This is a genomic window from Amycolatopsis sp. NPDC051373, assembly GCF_040689465.1.
Taxonomy (GTDB): domain Bacteria; phylum Actinomycetota; class Actinomycetes; order Mycobacteriales; family Pseudonocardiaceae; genus Amycolatopsis.
In genome coordinates this window covers 38,529-57,993 of record NZ_JBFBAE010000045.1, presented here as the reverse complement: position 1 = coordinate 57,993, position 19,465 = coordinate 38,529, and the positions used below count along the sequence as shown (strand labels likewise).

The window sequence follows — 19,465 nt, the reverse complement described above, 5'->3', positions numbered from 1 at the left end:
GGATGGGGCGGTGCGATCGGCCCCCGGCCGATCCGACCGCCCCATCCGGAAGCCGGCTCAAAGGCGATCTCGCACGCCTCGGCGGAGCCGAGGCCAAAGATCCAGCAAAATATACGGCTCTTGTACGTCCCTCTTCCACGATGAGCGGGCTCGGAACGCGGCCGGCGTGGACACCGGCCCGACCGGGCAGAAGGCCTCCTTCCGGCCCCCATCCGGGAGGGGGCCTTCTTCCTGCGGGCATACCGGGCGGGCCTTCGCGTGTTGGCTTTGAGGACGACTGCGGAAGGAGCACGGGTGGGCGAGGACCTGAAGATCCGGGTGGGGGTGGCGCCGGCGCCGGGGACCGGGCCCGCGGAGTTCGCGGGGCTGGCGGAGACGCTGGAGGCGGCCGGAATCGACTCGCTGTGGCTTTCGGAGCTGGTCTACGCGCCGGAGGCCGACCCGCTGATCGGGATGGCGCACGCGCTCGCGCGCACCACGAACCTCAAGGTAGGCACGGGCGTCGCGATCCTGCCTGGCCGCCACCCGGTGCTCGTGGCGAAGCAGCTGGTGACGCTGGCCGGGCTGGCGCCGAAGCGCGTGCTGCCGGTGTTCGGGTTGCGGCCGGCGAACGCAGCCGAGCACGCGTTGTTCCCCGTGCCCGGCCCGCGCGCGGCGGTTTTCGACGAGGCCCTCACCCTGCTGCGGCTGCTCCTGGAGCAGGACGACGTGCACTTCGCCGGCGAGTTCTACCAGGTCGACGGCGTGACGATCGGGCCGCGTCCGGCCAAACGCCTCGACGTGTGGCTCGGCGGCAGTGCGCCCGCGGCGTTGCGCCGCGCGGGGCGCCTGTCCGACGGCTGGCTCGGCAGCTTCCACTCGCCTGAGCAGGCGCGAGCCGCGCGCATCGCGATCCAGGACGCGGCCGCCGAGGCCGGGCGCGAGATCGAGCCCGACCACTTCGGCCTCAGCCTGCTGGTGGCGAGCGAGGGGGTGCCCGACCGGATGCTGGAGGTCGCCGCGAAGCGTCGGCCCGGCACGCCCGTGACCGAGCTCGTGGCCACGAGCTGGGCCGAGGCGCGGCGCCTGCTGGAGCAGCACATCGACGCGGGGCTGTCGAAGTTCGTGATCCGGCCCGGGCATTCGGGCGACTACCGGCGGTTCCTCGACGGTTTGCACCGCGAGCTGCTGCCGCTCCAGAACTAGAACTGCAGCTGCTCCGTCTTGCGCGGCATCAGGGCCAGCGCGACGATGCTGAGCGCGGCGACGGCGGCGATCGCCACGAACACGTTGTGCGTGGCGCCCGTCAGCGACTGGCGCACGTACTCCGCGGCCGCCGAGTGGTCGTTCCGCCCGAGCACGAGGCTGGTCGCGTCGGCGCTGTCGGGCAGGCGCCCGGCGACGGCGGCGGGCGGGTGGGCGAAGCGGTCGGCGAGGGTGGAGTTGGCGATCGCGCCGAACACCGCCGCGCCGAGCGCGCTGCCCAGCGAGCGGCCGAACATGTTCGTGGCCGTGACCACGCCGCGGCGTTCCCAGCCGACGCTCGACTGGCTGGCCACGATCGTGGGGCTCGACGCCAGGCCGAGGCCCGCGCCGACGACGAACGCGGCGCCGGCCACGTTCCAGAGCGAGGTGTTCTCGCCGAGCAGCGTGGTGAGCACGACGCCGACGATGATGAGCCCGGCGCCGATGAACGCGGTGTCGCGGAACCCGATCCGCATGTAGAGCCGTCCGGACAGCGACGCGGCGATCGGCCTGCCGACGGTGAGGGCGGCCAGGGCGAACCCGGCCGTGAGGGCGTCGTGGCCGAGCACGCCTTGCGCGTAGGTCGGCAGGAACGAGCTGAGCCCCATCAGGGTCGCGCCGACGACGAGGGCCACCAGCGTGCCGCCCACGAGGGTGCGCCTGGTGAACACCCACAGCGGCAGCACGGGCTCGGCCGCATGGCGTTCGACCAGCACGAACCCGACCAGCGCCGCCGCGGAGGCGACGAAGATGAGCACGCCCACCACCGAGCCCCAGCCCCAGGCCACACCACCTTCCAGCAGCCCCAGGATCAGCAGTGTGCAGCCGGTGATGAGCAGGCCGGCGCCCGCGTAGTCGATGCGGTGGCGCGTGCGCTCGACGCGTTCGGCGAACTTGCGGTACAGCATCCAGGCGGCGATCGCGCCCAGCGGCAGGTTCACGAAGAAGATCCAGCGCCAGCTGAGGAACTCGGAGAACACGCCGCCCAGTGCCGGGCCGAGCACGGACGCGACGGCCCACACACCGGCCACGTAACCCTGCACCCGGGCGCGTTCCTCGACGGTGTACAGGTCGCCGACCATCGTCATGCTGATCGGCTGCACGGCCCCGGCGCCGACGCCCTGCAGGGCGCGCGCGGCGATGAGCACCGGCATGCTCCAGGCCGCGCCGCACAGCACCGAGCCGAGCAGGAACACGGCGATGCCGAAGAACATCACCGGCCGGCGGCCGAGGACGTCGGCGAACTTGCCGTAGAGCGGCACGGTGACCGCCTGGGTGAGCAGGTAGACCGAGAACAGCCACGGGAATTGCGAGAATCCGCCCAGGTCGCCGACCACCGAGGGCACGGCCGTGGCGATGATCGTGCTGTCGAGCGCGACCAGCCCGGTGCTCAGCATCACCGCCGCGAGCACCGGCCCGCGTTCGGAGCGCAGGCCGACGGCCTTTTTCGTGGGCGCCGGCGTCTCGGCGGGGGTGCTCATCGGCGGGGTCTCCTCGGGGTTCCCAGGGGCCGGGACAACTGTTTCGCAAGGGTAAGCATTTCACGAACGAGTGACCGTCGGACAGCCTTGGCGGGCCAGCCATGATGAGGGGATGGACACGTGGGTGCGGCCGATCCGCCGCGGGTGGGTGGTGCGCGGCGTGGTGCCGGGCCCGGACGTCGACGAGTTCGCGGAGCCCGACGCGGTGGTCACGGCCCTCGCGTCCCCCGGCGCGGCGGGCGACACGCTGCTGGCGGTGCAGCACCCGGCGCGGACGCCTGCGGCGTTGGAGCGGGGCCTCGACCTGGCCGCCGCGCTGCCTTCCGCGCGGGCCGCGCTGGCCCGCATCCGGGCGCGGCACTACCGGTCGGTGGCGGGGTTCGTCGCGCCGTACCGCATCTCGGGCCCGGACGGTGTGGCGGTGGGCGTGCTGTGCCTGGTCGACGTCCGCGAGCTGACGGCGGGCGGGTCACACGTGCGCCACACGGAGGAGGTCTACCCACACGTGGTGGCCGAGCGCGCCGCGGTGCTGGCCGGGCTGGGCACCGCGACGAGTGCGGCGCTGCTGGTGCCGTCGTCCGGCGGCGAGGCGCTGACCGCGGCGGTGGAGGCGGCGTGCGCGGGACTGGGGCCGCCGGACGTGTCCACTGTGGATCAGTCGGGGCGCCGGCACGAGCTGTGGGTGGTTCCGTCGGGGACTTTGCAGGAACGGTTGGTGGGGGCCGCGTCGGCTGCGGATCTTCTGGTCGCCGACGGGAATCACCGCGTAGCCGCGGCTGCGCAGACGGGTGCGCTGCTGGCGTTGGTGACCGGCGGGCCGCGGTTGCGGATCGGGGCCATCCACCGCGTGCTGACGGGGACGGGGTTGACGTCCGATGCGTTGGCTTCGGCTTGGCGTGGGGTGGGGCTGGAGGTTTCGGAGGTCCTCGACGGCACTCCGCCCGCTGTTTCGGGTTCGGCGGTGGTGCTGGCTCGGTCGTCGACGCTGCGGGTGGTGCTTCCTCCGGCCGACGAGCTGACGATCGATCACGCCGTGGTGGAGCGGCTGCTGTTCGATGAGGCTCTCGGTTTGGATCTGGACGGACCGCACGTGCAGCCCTTGCCGGCGGGCCGCCCTGCACCGGCTGATGCCGACGCGGTGGTGCAGCTGGCGCCCGTCGAGTTCTCGACCGTGTTGAAGGTCCACGCGGCGGGCTTGCGCATGCCCCGGAAGGCGACTTACTTCACTCCGAAGCCTCGGGGTGGGCTGGTTCTGGCGGAGATCTGAGGGGTTTGACGATGGAGTGGTACGCCGTCCGCTGCGTTTTCCAGTGGAACTCGTGGCGTGGCTCGCCCTTCGAAGAACGCATCACCCTCTGGCGCGCGTCCAGCCTCGCCTCCGCCATCGAATTGGAGGAGCGCGAGGCTGGTCGTTATGCCTCGGACAACGGGGTGACCTATGTCGACTTCGTCCAGGCCTACGCGTTGAGAGAGTCGGGCGAGCTTTCGCCTGGCGCCGAGGTCTTCTCCTTGCTCCGCGACAGCCCACTCCCGCCGGAGGACTACGTGACCCGCTTCTTCGATACGGGCGGGGAACATCAGGGGGTTGTCGACTCGGGGGAGTGAGGGCTCTGCGCAACTGGCTCATGTCGAGGGATGCGGCAGCAACGTCGCCGTCACCCGACCCGGTTGACGCAGCGTTCGACCACGTTGCGCTGCTTGTAGACCTGGGCGTCGAAGGCGGGTGGGTGCCCGCCGGGGGAGCCTGTGGCCGCGCGGCGGGCGATCTGGTCATCGCGCTGCGGGTTGTCTCCGGTCTGGCCCGGGGTCAGCAGGAACCACATCGGCAGCCCGCGACCGTCGATGGCGTCGTCGTTGACGATCACAACCACTTACCGGTCGCGCCCTAGAAGAACTTGTGCGAGGCGTTCTCTCGGTCGAGCGGGCCCAGGCCTCCGTCTCGTGCTTCACCGGGCTGGAAGGTGACGGAGATACCCCCGTAGTTGCTGTTGTAGTAGACCTTGACCACATGTTTGGTCTGGTTGAATGCCGAAAGTGCGTTGTTCTTCACGCACTGATGCTGGCCAACGCCGTCGCTCTTGAATTCGTAGCAACCCGGCTGGGAACTCCCGTAATTCGGAATCGACGTGGTGAAGTCCGACACTGATCCGGATAGATCGTAGCCGTAGTACAGGCAGAATTCGCCGACCTCGCAAATTCCGTTGCGGACTGGGGCTGCGCTGGCCGCCGACGGCACGGTCATGAGCAGGGCGACAGCGCCGGCTGTTGCCGCTAACCCCTGGAACAGGCGTTTTCCGTTGTTTCCCAAGGTATCCTCCCCATCGACGGCGGCGCGGTCGGCGCCTTGGCCTTCGTGCGCCGTGTGCGCGGAATCCGTCAGGATTCTGGCACGCGAAGATTTTTGCTGGGGAGCGCTCGGTGTCATGTTCACCCGATGCGACCACCTTTCGATGAGAGATTCACCGTCCGGGGTCCGCGGTGAGACTCACGTCAGCCTGAACACCGACTCCGCGTTGGTCGAGTAGATCTTCCTCCGCACCTCATCCGACAAAGCCGACTCGTCCAGCACCGACACCGCCGCCTGGGGGCTCCAGCACGGGTTGTCCGTGCCGTACAGGATGTTGTCGGGGCCGTAGTACTCCAGCGCTGTGCGGATGGTCAACGACTGAGGTGCGACAGTATCCACGAAGACCCGCTTCAAATACTCCGAAGGCAGCCGCGGCAATCCTTCGATGCGGGCGTTCTTGTCGATGCGCCCGGCCTGGTAGGGCAACAGGCCACCGGCATGGGTCTGGACGACGCGGAGCGTCGGGTGGCGTTCCATGATGCCGCTGAAGATGAGGCGCAGCACCGTCACGCTGGAGTCGAGCAGACGGCCGATGGACCGCTGGATGCCGTCCGCGTAGCCGGTGAGGACTTCGTTGAAGGCGAGGTCCGTCGGGTGCACGATGAGGGGGACGTCGAGCTCCGCGACCCGCTCGTAAAACGGCTCCAGGCGCGAAGCGTCAACGGTTTCCGATCCGATCATCGAAGGCAGGTTCACCCCGCGCAGATCCAGCGAACCCACCGCGTGGTCCAGCACCTTCAACGCCGTCGCCGTGTCCTGCAACGGAACCGCGGCCGTGCCGAAGAACCGGCCCGGGTGCAGGCGTTGCGCACGAGCGATTTCCTCGTTGTACGCGTACGCCTCGTCCAGCGCCTCCTCCGCCGGCATCTGATCGAGCATGCCCGCCAGGACGCCGGTGGTGCAGACCACGACGGTGTCGGGGCCGGTTGCCGAGAAAGACGCCGAGAAGCCCGCGTCGAGGTCGAACCAGACGGCCGGCAGGGGGATGAAGCCGCGGCCTTCGTTGTACAGGTACCGGTAGCCGTCGCCCACGCGTTCGGTGCGGGGAAACGAGCCGCGATTCGCCATGGTTTCGAAGTGGGACCGGGGGAACCAGTGGAAGTGGGTGTCCACCACGCGCATCGAAATTCTCCTCAGCTCATCCGGTGTTCGGCGAGGATGCCGGCGAAGATGCGGTCGGCATCGGGGCGGTAGTTCTCGTGCAGGGTGCGGAAAAGTTCGTGGCAGCGCGCGGCCGGCCAGTCGCCCGGCAGGTGCTCGGCGGGCAGTTGCGGGGTCTCGCGCAGCAGCTGGCGCCACGCCGACGCCAGGATCAGGTCGCGGCCGAGGTCATCGAGCGCCTCGGGCACGGGGTCGGGCACGTCCCAGGACCGCAGGAACCGGTCGTAGCGCGCGGCCAGCTCGTCGAGGTGCCACGTGCGGGAGATCATCCCCTGCACGTCGTCGAACTTCGGGTACGCCGTGAACACCTCGACGTGCTTCTCGACGCCCGCGCCGGGCAGCTGCGCGAGGATGGCCGACACGTCGCGCTCGCCCGGCGCGAGCCACACGCCGTCGCGCAGCAGCCCGAAGCTCTCCCACGCCAGGCTCCGCCGCAGCAGGTGGCGTTCCTTGCGGTGCGTCTCCGGCAGCGAGAAGCACAGGACCGTCCACGCGCCGGGCGGTTGCGGCCCCTCGCCGGTGTCGTGGAACGTCCGCTGCTGCTGCACGCGCACCACCCGCAGCCCGACCTCCGACGCGCGGAAGTACGCCGCGCGGCCCTGGCGCGAGCGGTCCAGCAGCCCGCGCTCGGTCATCCGCGACACGGTGAGCCGCGTGGCGTGCGCGGACACGCCGATCCGCGCGAGCACGTCGATGTACCCGGCGGTGGCGATCTCGGGGTTCTCCTCGAGGCAGTAGCGGCCGAGCATCGTCATCAGCACCGTCTGTGGCGTCGGCGCGCGGCTCAGGTCGGGTGCGGGTCGGTCGGTGGTCAGGACGAACCCCCTGTTCTCACGCCCGCCGCGGCGTTCTCCGGTGACCTGTCGAACGTACCCTTGAGCAGCGGCAGCACGTGCTCGCGCAGCACCGACACGGTCGAGGGATCCGGGCCCAGCAAGGACTCCGCGACCATCCGGGCTCGTGCCGGACCCAGTTCGCGCTCGGCCAGCGTGACGAATTTGCCCACGATCTCGTTGTCCGGCAACGGGTTCCCCGGGTCTCCCCGCGCGTCGAGCCGATCCGCCGATACTGCCCCCGCCGCGGTGGTGATTTCCACCCGCGCGCCCCACTTGGCGGGGTACGCGGCCGTGAGGTCGTCGGCCGATCCGACCTCGACGACCCGTGCCAGCTCCAGCACGGCCTCGTCGCGCAGCGCGTCGTCCTCGAAGTCCCACGGCGTGCAGTGCCCCCGCAGCGCTGCGATGGCCAGCACGAACTGGGCGCTGCCCAACGCGCTCAACGCCGAGCCGAACGGTGGCGGCCGGTCGACGATCCCGGCCAGCTGCGCCGGCAACAGGCACCTCAGCCGACGCACCGACGAGCGGGACCAGCCGTCCCCAGGACGCAACGACAGCACGGCGTCGATCGCACCCTGCAGGTGTTTCGCCCCCGCGTGGGGCTTCAGGCTCGTCTCCGGCAGCAGGAACGGCTCCGGCAAGGCGCCTTCCGAACGCCGCAGCGGCGAACGCGGGTCGTCGAGGATGTCGAGCGGGCCCGTCCAGCCGGAGTCGGCCGCGAGGAACGCCGTCACCGCGCGCTCCGCCGCGAACCCGGCCAGCAGGTACTTGCCGTCCGCCCGGTCCGTCGCACCCGCGATCGACCCGCCCGCGTGCTGCGCGGCCAGCGCGATCGCCGACGCGGTCACGGCGAGCGGCCGATCGAGGAGCACCGAAGCCGCGGCCGCGCCGCCGAGCGGGGCCAGCAGAGCCGTCGGCCACCACCCGCGCCGGATCAGCCCTTCGCCCCCGATCGCGGCCGCCGCGGCCAGCGCCACCTCGTAGCCGGCCAGGAAGGCCCGCTCGAAATCCTCGGCCGACGCGGCCGAGGGCACCACCGCCAGCGTCGCCGGCAACACCACACACCCCGGGCACAGCACCGAACCGCGGTGGATGTCACCCGCTTCCCAGCCGTGGGCGTACACCCCGCCGAGGAACGCGGTCCGCCGCGCGGCGCCGTACTCCGCGGACAGGGTGTGCGCGAGCCCGGCGACCGAGCCGGCGAGCGTGGTGTGGCCGGCGATCATGGCACCGACGGCGTCGGTCAGATGGGCTCGCACGGCGGCCCGGACCGCGGGCGGCACCGGCCGGGAACCGGCCGAGTGCGCCCGCGCGGCGAGCTCACCGACGAGCGACATCTGCCTGCGTGGCCCGGAGCCGGCCGGTCGACGGCTCGTCCACTCGCCCGTCGGCCGTGAGTACGACGCCGTACAGCTCACGCGCGGCCTCGGCCGTCACGAAGCCGTCGCGCACGTCCTCGGCGACGTCCGCGGCCGGCCGCTCCGACGGCGAACCCCAACCGCCGCCGCCCGCGGTGCGGAAGGTGACCTTCGACCCCGCCTGCAACGCCAGCCCGGTGTGCTTCTTCACGTGCTCCGGCTGCCCGCCCGGCTGCGTGACGATCGTGTCGTTGACCGCGCCCGCCTGGCCGCCGCGCAGGCCCCACGGCGGGCAGGTCGTGCGCTCGTTGGCGATGTTGGTGAACATCGCCTGCTGCGGCTCCACGTCGATCTCCAGGCCCAGCCCGCCGCGGTGGCGGCCCGCGCCGCCGCTGTCGGCGCGCAGCTCGTGGCGCGTGAACACCAAGGGGTAACGCGCTTCCTGGATCTCGATGGGGATGTTGCGCACGTCGCCCTGGCACACCGACACGCACGCGCTCGGGCCGTCGCCGACGGGGCGCCCGCCCCAGCCGCCGCCGTTGATGTTGAGGCACACGAACCGCGAGCCGGTCTTCTCGTCGATGCCGTGGAAGGTGAAGCCGGACATGTCGCCCTTGTGCGCGGCCGGCACCTGGTCGGGCAACGCGTCGGCCAGCGCGCGGATGATCGTGTCGACCACCGTCGGCAGCGAAATGCTCCACTGGCCCAGCGCGGCCGGGGACTTGGCGTTGAGCAGTTTCCCTTCCGGCAGCACCACGTGCAGGTTGCGGAAGGACCCCTCGTCGACCGGGTGGGTCGGCAACGTCAGCATTTTGAACGCCACTCGCGCGGCCGCGACGCCGCCCGACTTGCCGGAGTTGAGCGGGCCCTTGACCTGCTCGTTGATGTCGGAGAAGTCGATCGTGAGCTCTTCGCCCTTCACGATCACTTTGAGGTCGAGCGTGATGCGCTTGTCGAGGTCCTGGCCGTCGTTGTCCATCCACGCCGACGCCGTGTACTCGCCGTCGGCCATCTGCGCGACCGCGTGGCGCGACAAGCGTTCCGACTGATCGCGCATCTCGGTGATGCAGGCCATCACCGTGTCGAGGCCGTAGCGCTCGGCCAGCTCGGCGATGCGACGCTCGCCCAGGCGGCAGGCCGCGATGGCCGCGCGCAGGTCACCCAGCGACGATTCGGGGATGCGGATGTTGTCCTTGAGGATCTGCATCACGTCGGCGTCCCACTCGCCGGCCTTCATCACCTTGATCGAGCGCAGCTGCAGGCCCTCGGAGTAGATGTCGGTGGTGGCGGTGGAGCCGAAGCCGATGCGCGAGCCGCCGATGTCGACCCAGTGGGCGCGCACCGCGGGGAACGCCACCACCTTGCCGTCGACGAAGATCGGGGTGTAGACCACGACGTTGTTGAGGTGCTGACCCGCGACGTACGGGTAGTTCATCACCAGCGCGTCGCCGGGTTCGAAGCCCTCGAGGCCGTGGCGCTCGATGCCGTCGGCCACGGAGACGCCGAGGTCGGCCAGGAAGATCGGCAGGCCGCCGAGGTTCTGGGCGATCAGCTCGCCCTCGGTGTCCACCAGGCCCACGCAGTAGTCCTGGACCTCGAAGATCATCGGGTTGTAGGCGGCGCGGCGCAGCGCGGTGGCCATCTCGTCGGAGTACGCCACGAGCGCGCAGCGGACCACTTCGAGCGTGACGGGGTCGATGGTGTTCCTCATGCGGGGCTCCCCACGGAGACGACGAGCGAAAGGTCGGACGCGACGGTGAGCACGTCGCCGGCGTAGAACACGACCGAGGACGTGGCTTCCTGCACTACGGCGGGACCGGTGATCCGGTGGCCGGGCCGCAGCGCCTCACGGTCGTAGACTGGACAGGACACGGGTTCCGGGCCGCCGCCGTGCAGCACCACGGGCCGGTGCTCGACCGGCTCCGGCTCGCCCGAGGCGGTTTCGACCTCGGCCGCGTTGCCCGCGGTCGTTTCGAGCGGCAGCGAGATCACCGTGCGGACACCGACGGCCTCCACCGTCTCGTCCGACGCGTGGTGGCCGTAGAGCCGGTTGTGCATCTCGTCGTAGAGCGCCCGCACGGCCGCGTGGTTCGCTGTGGACAGTCCCTCTTCGGGCACCGGCACGGGAATCGTGAACTCCTGGCCCTGGTAGCGCAATTCGAGGAAGTGCTGCAGCACGGGCGCGGTCGCCGGCTCGCCGACGTCCGCCCGCAGCCGCGCCCACGCCTCGGCGCCGAGCGCCTTGAGCGTGATCGCGTACTGCTCCACTGTGGACGGTTCGAACTTCGCCAGGTGCGTGCGCGTGAGGTCGTGGCGCACCTCGGAGTAGAGCATGCCCTTGGCCGAGAACTGTCCGGGCAGCACGGGAACCACGACCGTGCCGATGGTGAGCTCACGCGCGATGGACACGGCGTGCAGCGGGCCGGCGCCGCCGGTGGCCACGAGCGCGAACGTGCGCGGGTCTTCGCCCTTCTCCACCGAAACCGCGCGCACGGCCAGCGACATCTGTGCGTCGGCGATCGTCACGATCCCGCGCGCGGCGGCCAGCAGGTCGAGGCCCAGCGGTTCGGCGACGTGCTTCGTGATCGCGGCTTCGGCAGCCGCGCTGTCCAGCGGCATCTCGCCGCCGAGGAACCGGCTCGCGCCGAGGCGGCCGAGCACGAGGTTGGCGTCGGTCACGGTCGGACGGTCGCCGCCGCGGCCGTAACACGCGGGGCCGGGTGCCGCACCGGCGCTGACGGGGCCGACCTTGAGCGCGCCCGCGGGGTCGACCCACGCGATGCTACCGCCGCCGGAGCCGACCTCGACGATGTTGACCACGGGCAGCGCCATCGGGTGCCCGGTCGCGTACCCGCCGATGAAGTAGCCCGGGCTGATGTCGACCTGGCCGTCCTTGACCAGGCTGGTCTTGGCCGTGGTGCCGCCCATGTCGAACGAGATCAGCCGCGGCAGGTCGAGGCCGGCGGCCAGCGCCGACGCGCCGATGACACCCGCGACCGGGCCCGACTCCATCATCCGGACCGGGCTCTGCCGCGCGGTCTCGACGGACATGATGCCGCCGTTGGACTGCATGATCAGCAGCCGGCCGCGGAAGCCGCGGGCCTCCAGCCGCGTGGTGAGCGAGTCGAGGTAACGCGACACGACCGGGCCGACGTAGGAGTTGAGCACCGCGGTCGATGTGCGCTCGTACTCGCGGTACTCACGCATGATCTGGTGCGACAGCGTCACGTACGCCTCGGGCCACAGCTCGGTGAACAGCCGCCCCAGCTCGAGCTCCTGCTCCGGGTTGGCATACGCGTGCAGCAGGCAGACGGCCACGGACTGCACGCCCGAGGACTTCAGCTCGGTGATCAGCTCCCGCGCGGCGGCGACGTCGAGCGGCGTGCGCACACTGCCGTCCACGAGCACGCGCTCGCGCACCTCGCGTCGCAACCGGCGGGGCACCAGCGGGTCGGGCTTGCCGAAGAACAAGTTGTACGGCTCGGAACGGTTGCCGCGGCCGATCTCGTAGACGTCGCGGAAGCCCTCGGTGGTGATCAGCGCGGTGGCGGCGCCGGCGCGCTGCAGCACGGTGTTGATCGCGATGGTGGAGCCGTGCAGGAACAGTTCGGTGTCGGGCAGGTGCGCCCCGAGCTTGTCGAGCCCGTCGAGCACGCCCTGGGCGTGGTCTTGCGGGGTGGTCAGGGTCTTGGCGGTGCTGAAGACGCCGTGCTCGTCCACGGCGGTCAGGTCGGTGAACGTCCCGCCGATGTCGGCGGCGATCTGCTTCACGGGGTACCTCTTTCCTGGAAAGCGGTCAGGGGAGTTCGGTGCGCCAGGAGTCGGCGAGGGATTCGAGCTTGCGGGCGCCCACGTTGAGCAGGACGCCGGCCACGATCACGACGAACACCGACGCGAGCACCTCCGTGGTGCCGAGGTGGCCGGCGAAGAAGCTGATGTTGTAGCCGATCCCGCCGTCGCCCGCGAAGAACTCGCCCACGACCACGCCGACGAGCCCGCGGCCCACGCCCAGGCGCAGCCCGGCCATCACCGTCGGCACCGACGCGGGCAGGATCACCTTGCGCAGCAACGCGGTCTCACCCGCGCCGAACGACACCGCGGTGCGGATCAGCTTCGGGTCGACGTTGCGCACGCCCTGGGCGGAGTTGACGATCACGGGGATCACCGACATCAGGAACGTGATGGCGACGACCGTCGGGCTGCCGAGGCCGAACATGAGCACCAGCAAGGGGAACAACGCGATGATCGGCGCCGAGTAGAGCAGCCACACGTACGGTTCGACCACGTAGTCGACGTAGCGGTAGCGGCCCATCAGCAGTCCCACGGCGACGCCGACAACGCCGGCCATCCCGAAGCCGATCACCAGCTCCAGCGCGCTCGTGCCGATGCTGCGCAGCAGCAGCCCCGAGCCGATCTGGTTGCCGAGCGAGCCCGCGATGAGCACGGGGGAGGACGTCAGGAACGGGTTCACGAGGCCGGCCCACACGGCGATCTGCCACAGGATGGCGACCAGCACGAGAAAACCGCCGCCGAGCACGATCGGCATGGCCTTCTCCGGCATCCGCCGCCGCTTGGGGGGACGCACAGTGGTACTGACACTGGTGGTCATCGGTTCACCTCTCCCACGACGTGGCGGCGGTACCGAGCACGCGCAGCAGCGCGGTCACGATGTACCCGAAGATCCCGACCACGAGGGTCAGGAACAGCAACGGGGCGACGTCGAAGTTCTGGCCGTACGTGGAGATCAGCTGTCCCACGCCGTCCGTGCCGCCGTACAGCTCGGCCACGATCACGGCGATCACGCCGCGCCCGGCGCCGAGGCGAAGCCCGGCCATGATCGTCGGCAGCGCGCTCGGGAAAAGGATCTTGCCGAACATCGCGCCGCCGCCCGCGCAGAACGCCCTCGCGGCCTGCACGAGCTTCGGGTCCGTCTCGCGGATGCCGGCCATGGCGTTCACCGCGATCGTGATCACGGCCTCGATGAAGACCATCGCGATCTTCGACGCCTCGCCGATGCCCAGCGCGAGCACCACCAGCGGCAGCAGCGCGAGCGACGGCGTCACGTAGAGGGCGACCAGCGCCGGCTCCAGCGTCTGGCGGATCCGCAGCTTCCAGCCCATCAGCATGCCCACCGGCACGCCGACCACGACGGCGAGCAGGAAGCCCGTGAAGAACTCGACAAGCGTCGTCTGCGCGTTCTCCCACAGCTCGCCCGAGCTCAGCAGGTCGCCGCCGGCCTGGACGATCGCCACCGGCGTGCTGGTGAACTCCACGTCGACCAGACCGGTCGAGGCGGCCAGCTGCCACAGCGCGAGAACCACGACGACGCTGCCGAGCACGAACCGCGCCCGCACCGGCGGCAGCCAGCGCAGGCCCACCGCGCGGCTCGGCGGCGCCGCGGCCACCGGGCGCGGCGGCCGCGTGCGCAAGCCCTGCGTCATGACGGCACCGCCGCCTTGTCCTGCGCACCGAAGAGCAGCTCGGCCAGGTGCGTGCGGTACTTGCCGAACGCCTCGCTCGCGCGCACCGCGGCGTCGCGCGGACGCGGCAGGTCGATCTCGATCACCTCGACCACGCGGCTCGGGCTGCCGCCCATCACGAGCACGCGGTCGGCGAGGAACACGGCCTCGTCGATGCCGTGGGTCACGAACAGTACCGTTTTCCGGTCCAGGTCCCAGATCCGCAGCAGTTCGGTGGCCATCAGCTCGCGTGTCTGCGCGTCGAGCGCGCCGAACGGCTCGTCCATCAGCAGCACCTCGGGGTCGGTGGCCAGCGCGCGGGCGATGCCCACGCGCTGGCGCATGCCGCCCGACAGCTGGTGCGGGTGCGCGTCTTCACGCCCGGCCAGGCCGACCAGCTCGATGAAGTGCCGGGCCCGGTCCAGCCGCGTCGCCTTGTCGACACCCTGCATCTCGAGTCCGAACGCGACGTTCGCGAGGATCGTGCGCCACGGCATCAGCGACGCGTCCTGGAACACCACCCCCCGGTCGGGGCCGGGCTTGCTGACGACCTTGTCACCGATGCGGATCTCGCCGGCGGACGGGCGCAGCAGGCCGTCGGCGGCCAGCAGCACGCTGCTCTTGCCGCAGCCGCTGGCGCCCACGATCGTCACGAACTCGCCGTCGCGCACGTGCGCTTCGAACCCGTTCACCGCCACGAACGATTCGCCCTTGCCGGGGTAGGAGATCTGCAGGCCGTCGAAGGTGATGTCTGCCATCGGGTCCTCCGTTCAGCTGGTCTTGGGCAGGAAGCGGGTGTCGAGCCACTGCGAGTCGGGCAGCCGTTTCGCGAACACCTTGCCCTGCAGGCCCATCTGCCAGAAGTCGTCCATCGCCTTGGCCGAGGGCATGCGGCCGTCGGGGTAGAGCTGGTCGATCCACTCGGCCATGCTGGCCTTCGCGTCGTCGACGCTGATCTTGAGCGCCTTGGCGATCGACTTGGCCGCGGCATCGGGCTGGTCCTTGGTCATCTGCATGGCCTGCGACAGCGTGTCGACGAACTTCTTGGCCCGGTCGGGGTTGTCGTCGACGAAGCCGGGCTTGCTCCACGTGACGTGCATCGGGTAGCTGTCGACGAGGTCCTTGAGGTCCAGGATCTTGTTGTAGCCGGCCTTCTGCGCGTAGACGGTCTGCGGCTCGGTGAAGATGTTGGCCTGCAGCTGGCCCGCCTTCATGGCCGCGAACCGCGCCGCCGAGGCGCCGCCCTGCACGACCTTGATGTCCTTGTTGGGGTCAAGCCCCGCCTTGGCCGCGGCGAAGCGCGTGAGCAGGTCGGTGGACGAACCGATCGTCGTCACGCCCCAGTTCTTTCCCTTGCCCTGCGCCACGGTGTGGATCTCGGGCACGGCGTACCAGGCGAACGCGGTCATGTCGAAGCCGCCGTAGATGACCTTCACGTCCTGGCCGGCTTCCTCGGCCGTGAGCGGCCCGGTGAGCGAGCCGACCGCGACGTCGACGTCGCCGGAGAGCACGGCCTTCGCCAGCTCGGCGTCGCCCTTGAACGTCACGGCCTTGACGGTGAGGCCGTGCTGCTTCCAGAGGTTCTCGTCGTTGGCCAGGTAGACCGACGCGAGGGTGGTGGCCTGTACCGGCAGGCCGAGGGTGATCGTCTCACCGCCGCCGGAGGAGGCGGCACCACCCGAACCGCACGCGGTGGCGACAAAGGCGAGAGCGACGGCCGGTAACGCGAACCGCGTCCGGCGGAGAGTTTTCCATGGCACGGGGGAGACCTCGATTGTGTCCAGGGGGGAGACCGGGACGCGGGGGAACTTTGCCGCCTCGGTCTGGAATCGGGCGAGGTGTCGACCATGAGAAGCATCGGGAGGTGCACCTCTTTGTGCTCCGGTCAGTGTGACTCTCGATCTCGACGCGCGTCAAGAAGCTGAGAAACATCGTTTGGCCGGGGATTTCCCGCCGGACCGCGGGCACGACGAAACCCCCGGCGGACGCTGAGTCCATGCCCGCCAGGGGGTTTCACCGTTCCCGTCCGTCCTAGCGGAACACCTCCGGCCGGTTCTTCGCGAGGCTGATCAGCCCGCCCGCCTCGAGCATGTCGACGAGGAACGGGTCGGCCGCGGCACCGCGGATCGTCGTCTGCGTGGTCAGGTTGGTGAACTCACCGGTGGTGAGGTCCACGCGCACGCGGTCGCCGTCGGCCGCGAAATCGGGGTTGAGCCCGACTTCGAGCGCCGGCAGGCCGACCTCGAAGCAGTTGCGGTAGAACGTCCGGGCGAACGTCTCCGCGACGACGCACCCGATTCCCGTGGCTTGCAACGCCTTCGTCGCGATGGCGCGGCCCGAGGACTGCCCGAAGTGCTTGCCGGCGAACACGATGTCACCGGGCTGCACCTGCTTCGGGAACTCCGGGTTGAGGTCTTCGAGCACGTGCTGCACGAGGATCTCCATCGGCTCGAACACGTACTGGGTCTTCACGAGCCGGTCGGTCGGGATGTTGTCCCCGAACCGCCAGCAGCGGCCCTCGAACTTCACGATTTCCCTCCCGTTCGGACGGTCGAGGCGATGACCCCCGCGACAGCCGACGCGGCCACGGTTGCCGAAGACGCCAGGTACATCGACGCATCGGGGCTGCCGTTGCGGCCGGGGAAGTTGCGGGCGTGGGTGGAGATCATCGTCTCGTCGGACGCCATCGCGCCCATGTTGTAGGCCTGGTTCGAGCCCGTGCTGGGCGGGAACCACGTGGCGCCGGCCTCGTGCAGCGCGAGCACCAGCCCCTCGCGCGCGGCCTCCGCGAACACCTCACGGCTGGAGGGGACGAGGTGGAACCGCGTGTCCGGGTGCACCTTGTGCCCGGCCAGGACCTGGGCCGCCGCACGGAAGTCCTCGAGCCGGCCGCCGCCGTGACCGCCCAGCTCCGCGTACTGAACCGGCGTGCCGGCGACCTCGGCCACGGGCTTGACGTTGCCGACGGTCGGCGGGCAGGCGACCGTGGGGTCGACCTCGCCGACGTCGAAGCGCAGCACCTGTGCCGCTTCTTCACCGTCGCCGTGCACCAGCAGGCCGGCGTCGCCGCCGGGCAACGTGCGCACGAACGCCTCGGTGACCTCGTCCGGCTCGACGAAGCTGCACTTGGCGCCGAGGTCCACGCACAGCAGCGGGAAGAGCCAACGGTCCCAGAAGGACAGTCCGCGCACGTACGGGCCGCCGAACTCCACGGCCCGGTAGTTCAGCTCGCCCTCACCGATACGGCCGACCAGCCACAGCGCGATGTCGCGCGGCGTGACGCCGGGCTTCGGCGTCCCTTCGAGGTGGACCCGGGTGGTCTCCGGCACCTTGAACCACGCTTTGCCGTACGGCAGCACGGTTCCGGCGTGGGAGTCGTTGCCGAGCGCCACCGCGAGCGCGCCCATCGTGCCGTGCACCGGCGTGTGGCTGTCGGACCCGACGACGATCATGCCCGGCTTGATGTGCCCGTTGCGCACCACGGCGTGGTGCAGGTTGCCGTTGCCGCAGTCGTACAGCTTCAAACCGTGCTTGCGGGCCCACCGGCGGTTGTGCTGCAGCACGTCCGCCTGCTGCTCGGTCGGCGGCGCGAAGTGGTGGTCGAACACCATCACGGCCCGCTCCGGGGCGGGGATGGGCACGTTCACGCGCTTCTCGTACACCTGCGAGGTGAGGTACCCGGACAGGTCGTGCATGATCAGGCGGTCCACTTTGGCCACGACGATCTCGCCGGGCTCCACGGACTCGCGGCCGCTGGCACGGGCGAGGATCTTCTCGACGAGGTTCACGCGACCACCGCCGTCGCGACGATCTCGCGCGGGTCGGTGATCACGCCGCGGATGGCCGACGCCGCGGCCGTGGCCGGGCTCGACAGGAAGATCTTCGAGTCGTAGCTGCCCATGCGGCCCTGGAAGTTGCGGTTCGCGGTCGACAGCGTGGTTTCGCCGTCGGCCATCGCGCCGCCATTGCCCGCGCACGCCCCGCAGCCGGGGTTGGTGATCATCGCGCCGGCCTGGATCAGCTTCGTGAGCACACCGCTGTCCGAAGCCTGCGCCATGATCTTCGCCGACGCCGGCGTGACGATCAGCCGCAGGCCCGGGGCCACTCGGTGGCCGGCCAGCACGTCGGCCGCGATCACGAGGTCGTCGTACTTGGCGTTGGCGCACGAGCCGATGAAGACCTGGTCGAGCTTCGTGCCGGCGACGTCACCGACGCCCACCACGTTGTCGACCGTGTGCGGCACCGCGATCTGCGGGGCGAGCGTCGGCCCGTCGAGCCGCACGGTGGCGCGGTAGGTGGCGCCCTCGTCCGGCAGCAGGATGTCGAGCTCGTCGCGCGGCACACCGGCCTCGTCGAGGTAGGCGAGCGTGGTGTCGTCCGGGGCCACGAAGGCGTTCTTCGCGCCCATCTCCATGGCCAGGTTGCAGAACGTCATGCGTTCCGAAACCGACATGCCCTCGACGTAGGAGCCGGAGAACTCGACCGACTCGTAGGTGAGCCCGTCGGCACCGAGGTCGCCGATGAGCTTGAGCATGATGTCCTTGGCGTAAACGCCCGGGGCGAGGTCGCCGTCGATCACGATCCGCACCGACTCGGGCACCTTGACCCACAGCTTGCCGGTCACCCACGCGGCGGTGATCTCACTGAACCCGACGCCGGTGCCGAACGCGCCCAGCGCGCCGTAGATCGTGGAGTGCGAGTCGGTGCCGATGATGAACTGGCCGGGCCGCACGAGCCCGTGCTCCATGAGCACGATGTGCGCGATGCCGCTGTTGACGTCGAAGAAGTTCTTCACGCCCATCTTCTGCGCGAACTCCCGGCACAACGCGTGGTCCGCGGCGGTTTTCGCGTTCATGGCGGGGGACAGGTGGTCCATGACCATGGCCACGCGGTCGACGTCGTAGAGTTGCTCGACGCCCATCTTCTCCAGCGTCCGGATGCACCGCCAGCTCGCGGTGTGGCTCATGTACAGGTCGGGGAACGCGTCGACGATCTGGCCCGGCACGAGGTCTGCGACCCCGGACGCGCGTTCGATCGCCTTCTGCGCGAAGGTCTTGGCGGTCACTGCTTTCCTCCCGCGAAGCTCGCCATCAGGTGCGGGATCAGGCCACCGTCGGCCATGATCTCCCGCAGCACCTGCGGGTACGGGCTGAACGGGAAGGTCTGCCCGCCCACCTCGACCGTGCCCGCGTCGTAGTCGACCCACATCTCGCCACCGTCGGTGGCCGCCTCGGCCGCGGCGGGCGACTCGACCGCGACGAGCCCGGTGTTGATGGCGTTGCGAAAGAAGACGCGGGAGAAGGAGGCCGCGACGACCGCCTTGATCCCGGCGCCGATCAGGCACGTGGCGGCCTGCTCTCGCGCGCTGCCGCAGCCGAAGTTGCGGCCGGCGACGACGACGTCGCTCGCCCGCAGCCGCGCCTGAGTCTCCGGCCCCAGCGGCTCGAAGGCGTGCTCGGCGAGCTCCGCCGGGTCGATGCTCACGAGGTAGCGGCCGGGGATGATGACGTCGGTGTTCACGTTCTCGCCGAAGGTGATGATCTTGCCTCCGACACGGTGTTCACTGCCCATGAGAGGTCTCCGCTCGTGGATCCGGTGG

The 19,465-nt window shown here is 70.3% G+C and carries 18 protein-coding genes and 1 pseudogene; 3 read left to right on the top strand and 16 right to left on the bottom strand.

What is annotated here, in order from left to right; translation table 11 throughout:
• Positions 1–294: 294 nt before the first annotated feature.
• Complete coding sequence (locus tag AB0383_RS47515; RefSeq protein WP_366191104.1) at positions 295–1,185, top strand: TIGR03854 family LLM class F420-dependent oxidoreductase; 891 nt, start codon at positions 295–297, stop codon at positions 1,183–1,185.
• On the opposite strand, the gene AB0383_RS47510 is transcribed toward AB0383_RS47515, so the two are convergent.
• On the bottom strand, positions 1,182–2,705 hold the full coding sequence (locus AB0383_RS47510) for an MDR family MFS transporter (RefSeq protein ID WP_366191103.1): 1,524 nt from the start codon (positions 2,703–2,705) through the stop codon (positions 1,182–1,184). The genes AB0383_RS47515 and AB0383_RS47510 overlap by 4 nt on opposite strands.
• Before the next feature lie 112 nt (positions 2,706–2,817).
• On the opposite strand from AB0383_RS47510, the gene AB0383_RS47505 reads away from it, so the two are divergent.
• Positions 2,818–3,972, top strand: coding sequence for a DUF1015 family protein (locus tag AB0383_RS47505; RefSeq protein WP_366191102.1), 1,155 nt, complete (start codon positions 2,818–2,820; stop codon positions 3,970–3,972).
• 11 nt (positions 3,973–3,983) lie between these two features.
• The gene (locus AB0383_RS47500; protein WP_366191101.1) at positions 3,984–4,310 is read left to right on the top strand and encodes a hypothetical protein; all 327 of its coding nucleotides are present in this window, start codon (positions 3,984–3,986) and stop codon (positions 4,308–4,310) included.
• 56 nt (positions 4,311–4,366) lie between these two features.
• Here AB0383_RS47500 and AB0383_RS47495 read toward each other — a convergent pair.
• The 15 genes and pseudogenes from AB0383_RS47495 to AB0383_RS47425 all read right to left on the bottom strand — a co-directional run.
• Positions 4,367–4,483, bottom strand: a pseudogene (locus AB0383_RS47495) (IS5/IS1182 family transposase); the annotation flags it as partial.
• A 107-nt stretch (positions 4,484–4,590) separates the two neighbouring features.
• Positions 4,591–5,130 carry a peptidase inhibitor family I36 protein gene (locus AB0383_RS47490; protein WP_366191108.1) on the bottom strand — a complete coding sequence of 180 codons (540 nt, stop codon included), beginning with the start codon at positions 5,128–5,130 and terminating at the stop codon, positions 4,591–4,593.
• Between the two features lie 60 nt (positions 5,131–5,190).
• On the bottom strand, positions 5,191–6,174 hold the full coding sequence (locus AB0383_RS47485) for an amidohydrolase family protein (protein ID WP_366191100.1): 984 nt from the start codon (positions 6,172–6,174) through the stop codon (positions 5,191–5,193).
• 11 nt (positions 6,175–6,185) lie between these two features.
• Positions 6,186–6,968 carry a PaaX family transcriptional regulator C-terminal domain-containing protein gene (locus AB0383_RS47480; RefSeq protein WP_364189121.1) on the bottom strand — a complete coding sequence of 261 codons (783 nt, stop codon included), beginning with the start codon at positions 6,966–6,968 and terminating at the stop codon, positions 6,186–6,188.
• Between the two features lie 56 nt (positions 6,969–7,024).
• Positions 7,025–8,386 (bottom strand): MmgE/PrpD family protein, encoded by a 1,362-nt coding sequence (locus AB0383_RS47475; RefSeq protein ID WP_366191098.1) that lies wholly within the window; start codon positions 8,384–8,386, stop codon positions 7,025–7,027.
• Complete coding sequence (locus tag AB0383_RS47470; protein ID WP_220238888.1) at positions 8,370–10,118, bottom strand: hydantoinase B/oxoprolinase family protein; 1,749 nt, start codon at positions 10,116–10,118, stop codon at positions 8,370–8,372. Before AB0383_RS47470 ends, AB0383_RS47475 begins: the two co-directional genes overlap by 17 nt.
• Positions 10,115–12,178: a hydantoinase/oxoprolinase family protein gene (locus AB0383_RS47465; protein WP_366191096.1), complete on the bottom strand. Its 2,064-nt coding sequence runs from the start codon at positions 12,176–12,178 to the stop codon at positions 10,115–10,117. The genes AB0383_RS47470 and AB0383_RS47465 overlap by 4 nt, the downstream gene beginning before the upstream one ends.
• 25 nt (positions 12,179–12,203) lie before the next feature.
• On the bottom strand, positions 12,204–13,016 hold the full coding sequence (locus AB0383_RS47460; RefSeq protein ID WP_366191094.1) for an ABC transporter permease: 813 nt from the start codon (positions 13,014–13,016) through the stop codon (positions 12,204–12,206).
• 4 nt (positions 13,017–13,020) lie between these two features.
• Positions 13,021–13,848 carry an ABC transporter permease gene (locus AB0383_RS47455; protein ID WP_220238891.1) on the bottom strand — a complete coding sequence of 276 codons (828 nt, stop codon included), beginning with the start codon at positions 13,846–13,848 and terminating at the stop codon, positions 13,021–13,023.
• A complete protein-coding gene (locus AB0383_RS47450; protein ID WP_366191091.1) occupies positions 13,845–14,624 on the bottom strand; it encodes an ABC transporter ATP-binding protein in 780 nt (259 codons plus the stop codon). The genes AB0383_RS47455 and AB0383_RS47450 overlap by 4 nt, the downstream gene beginning before the upstream one ends.
• 12 nt (positions 14,625–14,636) lie before the next feature.
• The gene (locus AB0383_RS47445; protein ID WP_366191089.1) at positions 14,637–15,626 is read right to left on the bottom strand and encodes an ABC transporter substrate-binding protein; all 990 of its coding nucleotides are present in this window, start codon (positions 15,624–15,626) and stop codon (positions 14,637–14,639) included.
• Between the two features lie 271 nt (positions 15,627–15,897).
• Positions 15,898–16,395 (bottom strand): hypothetical protein, encoded by a 498-nt coding sequence (locus AB0383_RS47440; protein ID WP_220238894.1) that lies wholly within the window; start codon positions 16,393–16,395, stop codon positions 15,898–15,900.
• Entirely contained in the window at positions 16,392–17,654 is a 1,263-nt protein-coding gene (locus AB0383_RS47435; protein WP_366191087.1) for an aconitase family protein, read from the bottom strand. The genes AB0383_RS47440 and AB0383_RS47435 overlap by 4 nt, the downstream gene beginning before the upstream one ends.
• Complete coding sequence (locus AB0383_RS47430) at positions 17,651–18,931, bottom strand: aconitase/3-isopropylmalate dehydratase large subunit family protein (protein ID WP_364046606.1); 1,281 nt, start codon at positions 18,929–18,931, stop codon at positions 17,651–17,653. The genes AB0383_RS47435 and AB0383_RS47430 overlap by 4 nt, the downstream gene beginning before the upstream one ends.
• A complete protein-coding gene (locus AB0383_RS47425; RefSeq protein ID WP_364189097.1) occupies positions 18,928–19,437 on the bottom strand; it encodes a 3-isopropylmalate dehydratase in 510 nt (169 codons plus the stop codon). Before AB0383_RS47425 ends, AB0383_RS47430 begins: the two co-directional genes overlap by 4 nt.
• Positions 19,438–19,465: the final 28 nt, after the last annotated feature.

Bases quoted from the DNA above. Each gene is read 5' to 3' on its own strand.
- AB0383_RS47510 (WP_366191103.1), bottom strand. From the start codon at position 2,705: ATGAGCACCCCCGCCGAGACGCCGGCGCCCACGAAAAAGGCCGTCGGC.
- AB0383_RS47505 (WP_366191102.1), top strand. From the start codon at position 2,818: ATGGACACGTGGGTGCGGCCGATCCGCCGCGGGTGGGTGGTGCGCGGC.
- AB0383_RS47500 (WP_366191101.1), top strand. From the start codon at position 3,984: ATGGAGTGGTACGCCGTCCGCTGCGTTTTCCAGTGGAACTCGTGGCGT.
- AB0383_RS47490 (WP_366191108.1), bottom strand. From the start codon at position 5,130: ATGACACCGAGCGCTCCCCAGCAAAAATCTTCGCGTGCCAGAATCCTG.
- AB0383_RS47485 (WP_366191100.1), bottom strand. From the start codon at position 6,174: ATGCGCGTGGTGGACACCCACTTCCACTGGTTCCCCCGGTCCCACTTC.
- AB0383_RS47480 (WP_364189121.1), bottom strand. From the start codon at position 6,968: ATGACGATGCTCGGCCGCTACTGCCTCGAGGAGAACCCCGAGATCGCC.
- AB0383_RS47475 (WP_366191098.1), bottom strand. From the start codon at position 8,386: ATGTCGCTCGTCGGTGAGCTCGCCGCGCGGGCGCACTCGGCCGGTTCC.
- AB0383_RS47470 (WP_220238888.1), bottom strand. From the start codon at position 10,118: ATGAGGAACACCATCGACCCCGTCACGCTCGAAGTGGTCCGCTGCGCG.
- AB0383_RS47460 (WP_366191094.1), bottom strand. From the start codon at position 13,016: ATGACCACCAGTGTCAGTACCACTGTGCGTCCCCCCAAGCGGCGGCGG.
- AB0383_RS47455 (WP_220238891.1), bottom strand. From the start codon at position 13,848: ATGACGCAGGGCTTGCGCACGCGGCCGCCGCGCCCGGTGGCCGCGGCG.
- AB0383_RS47450 (WP_366191091.1), bottom strand. From the start codon at position 14,624: ATGGCAGACATCACCTTCGACGGCCTGCAGATCTCCTACCCCGGCAAG.
- AB0383_RS47425 (WP_364189097.1), bottom strand. From the start codon at position 19,437: ATGGGCAGTGAACACCGTGTCGGAGGCAAGATCATCACCTTCGGCGAG.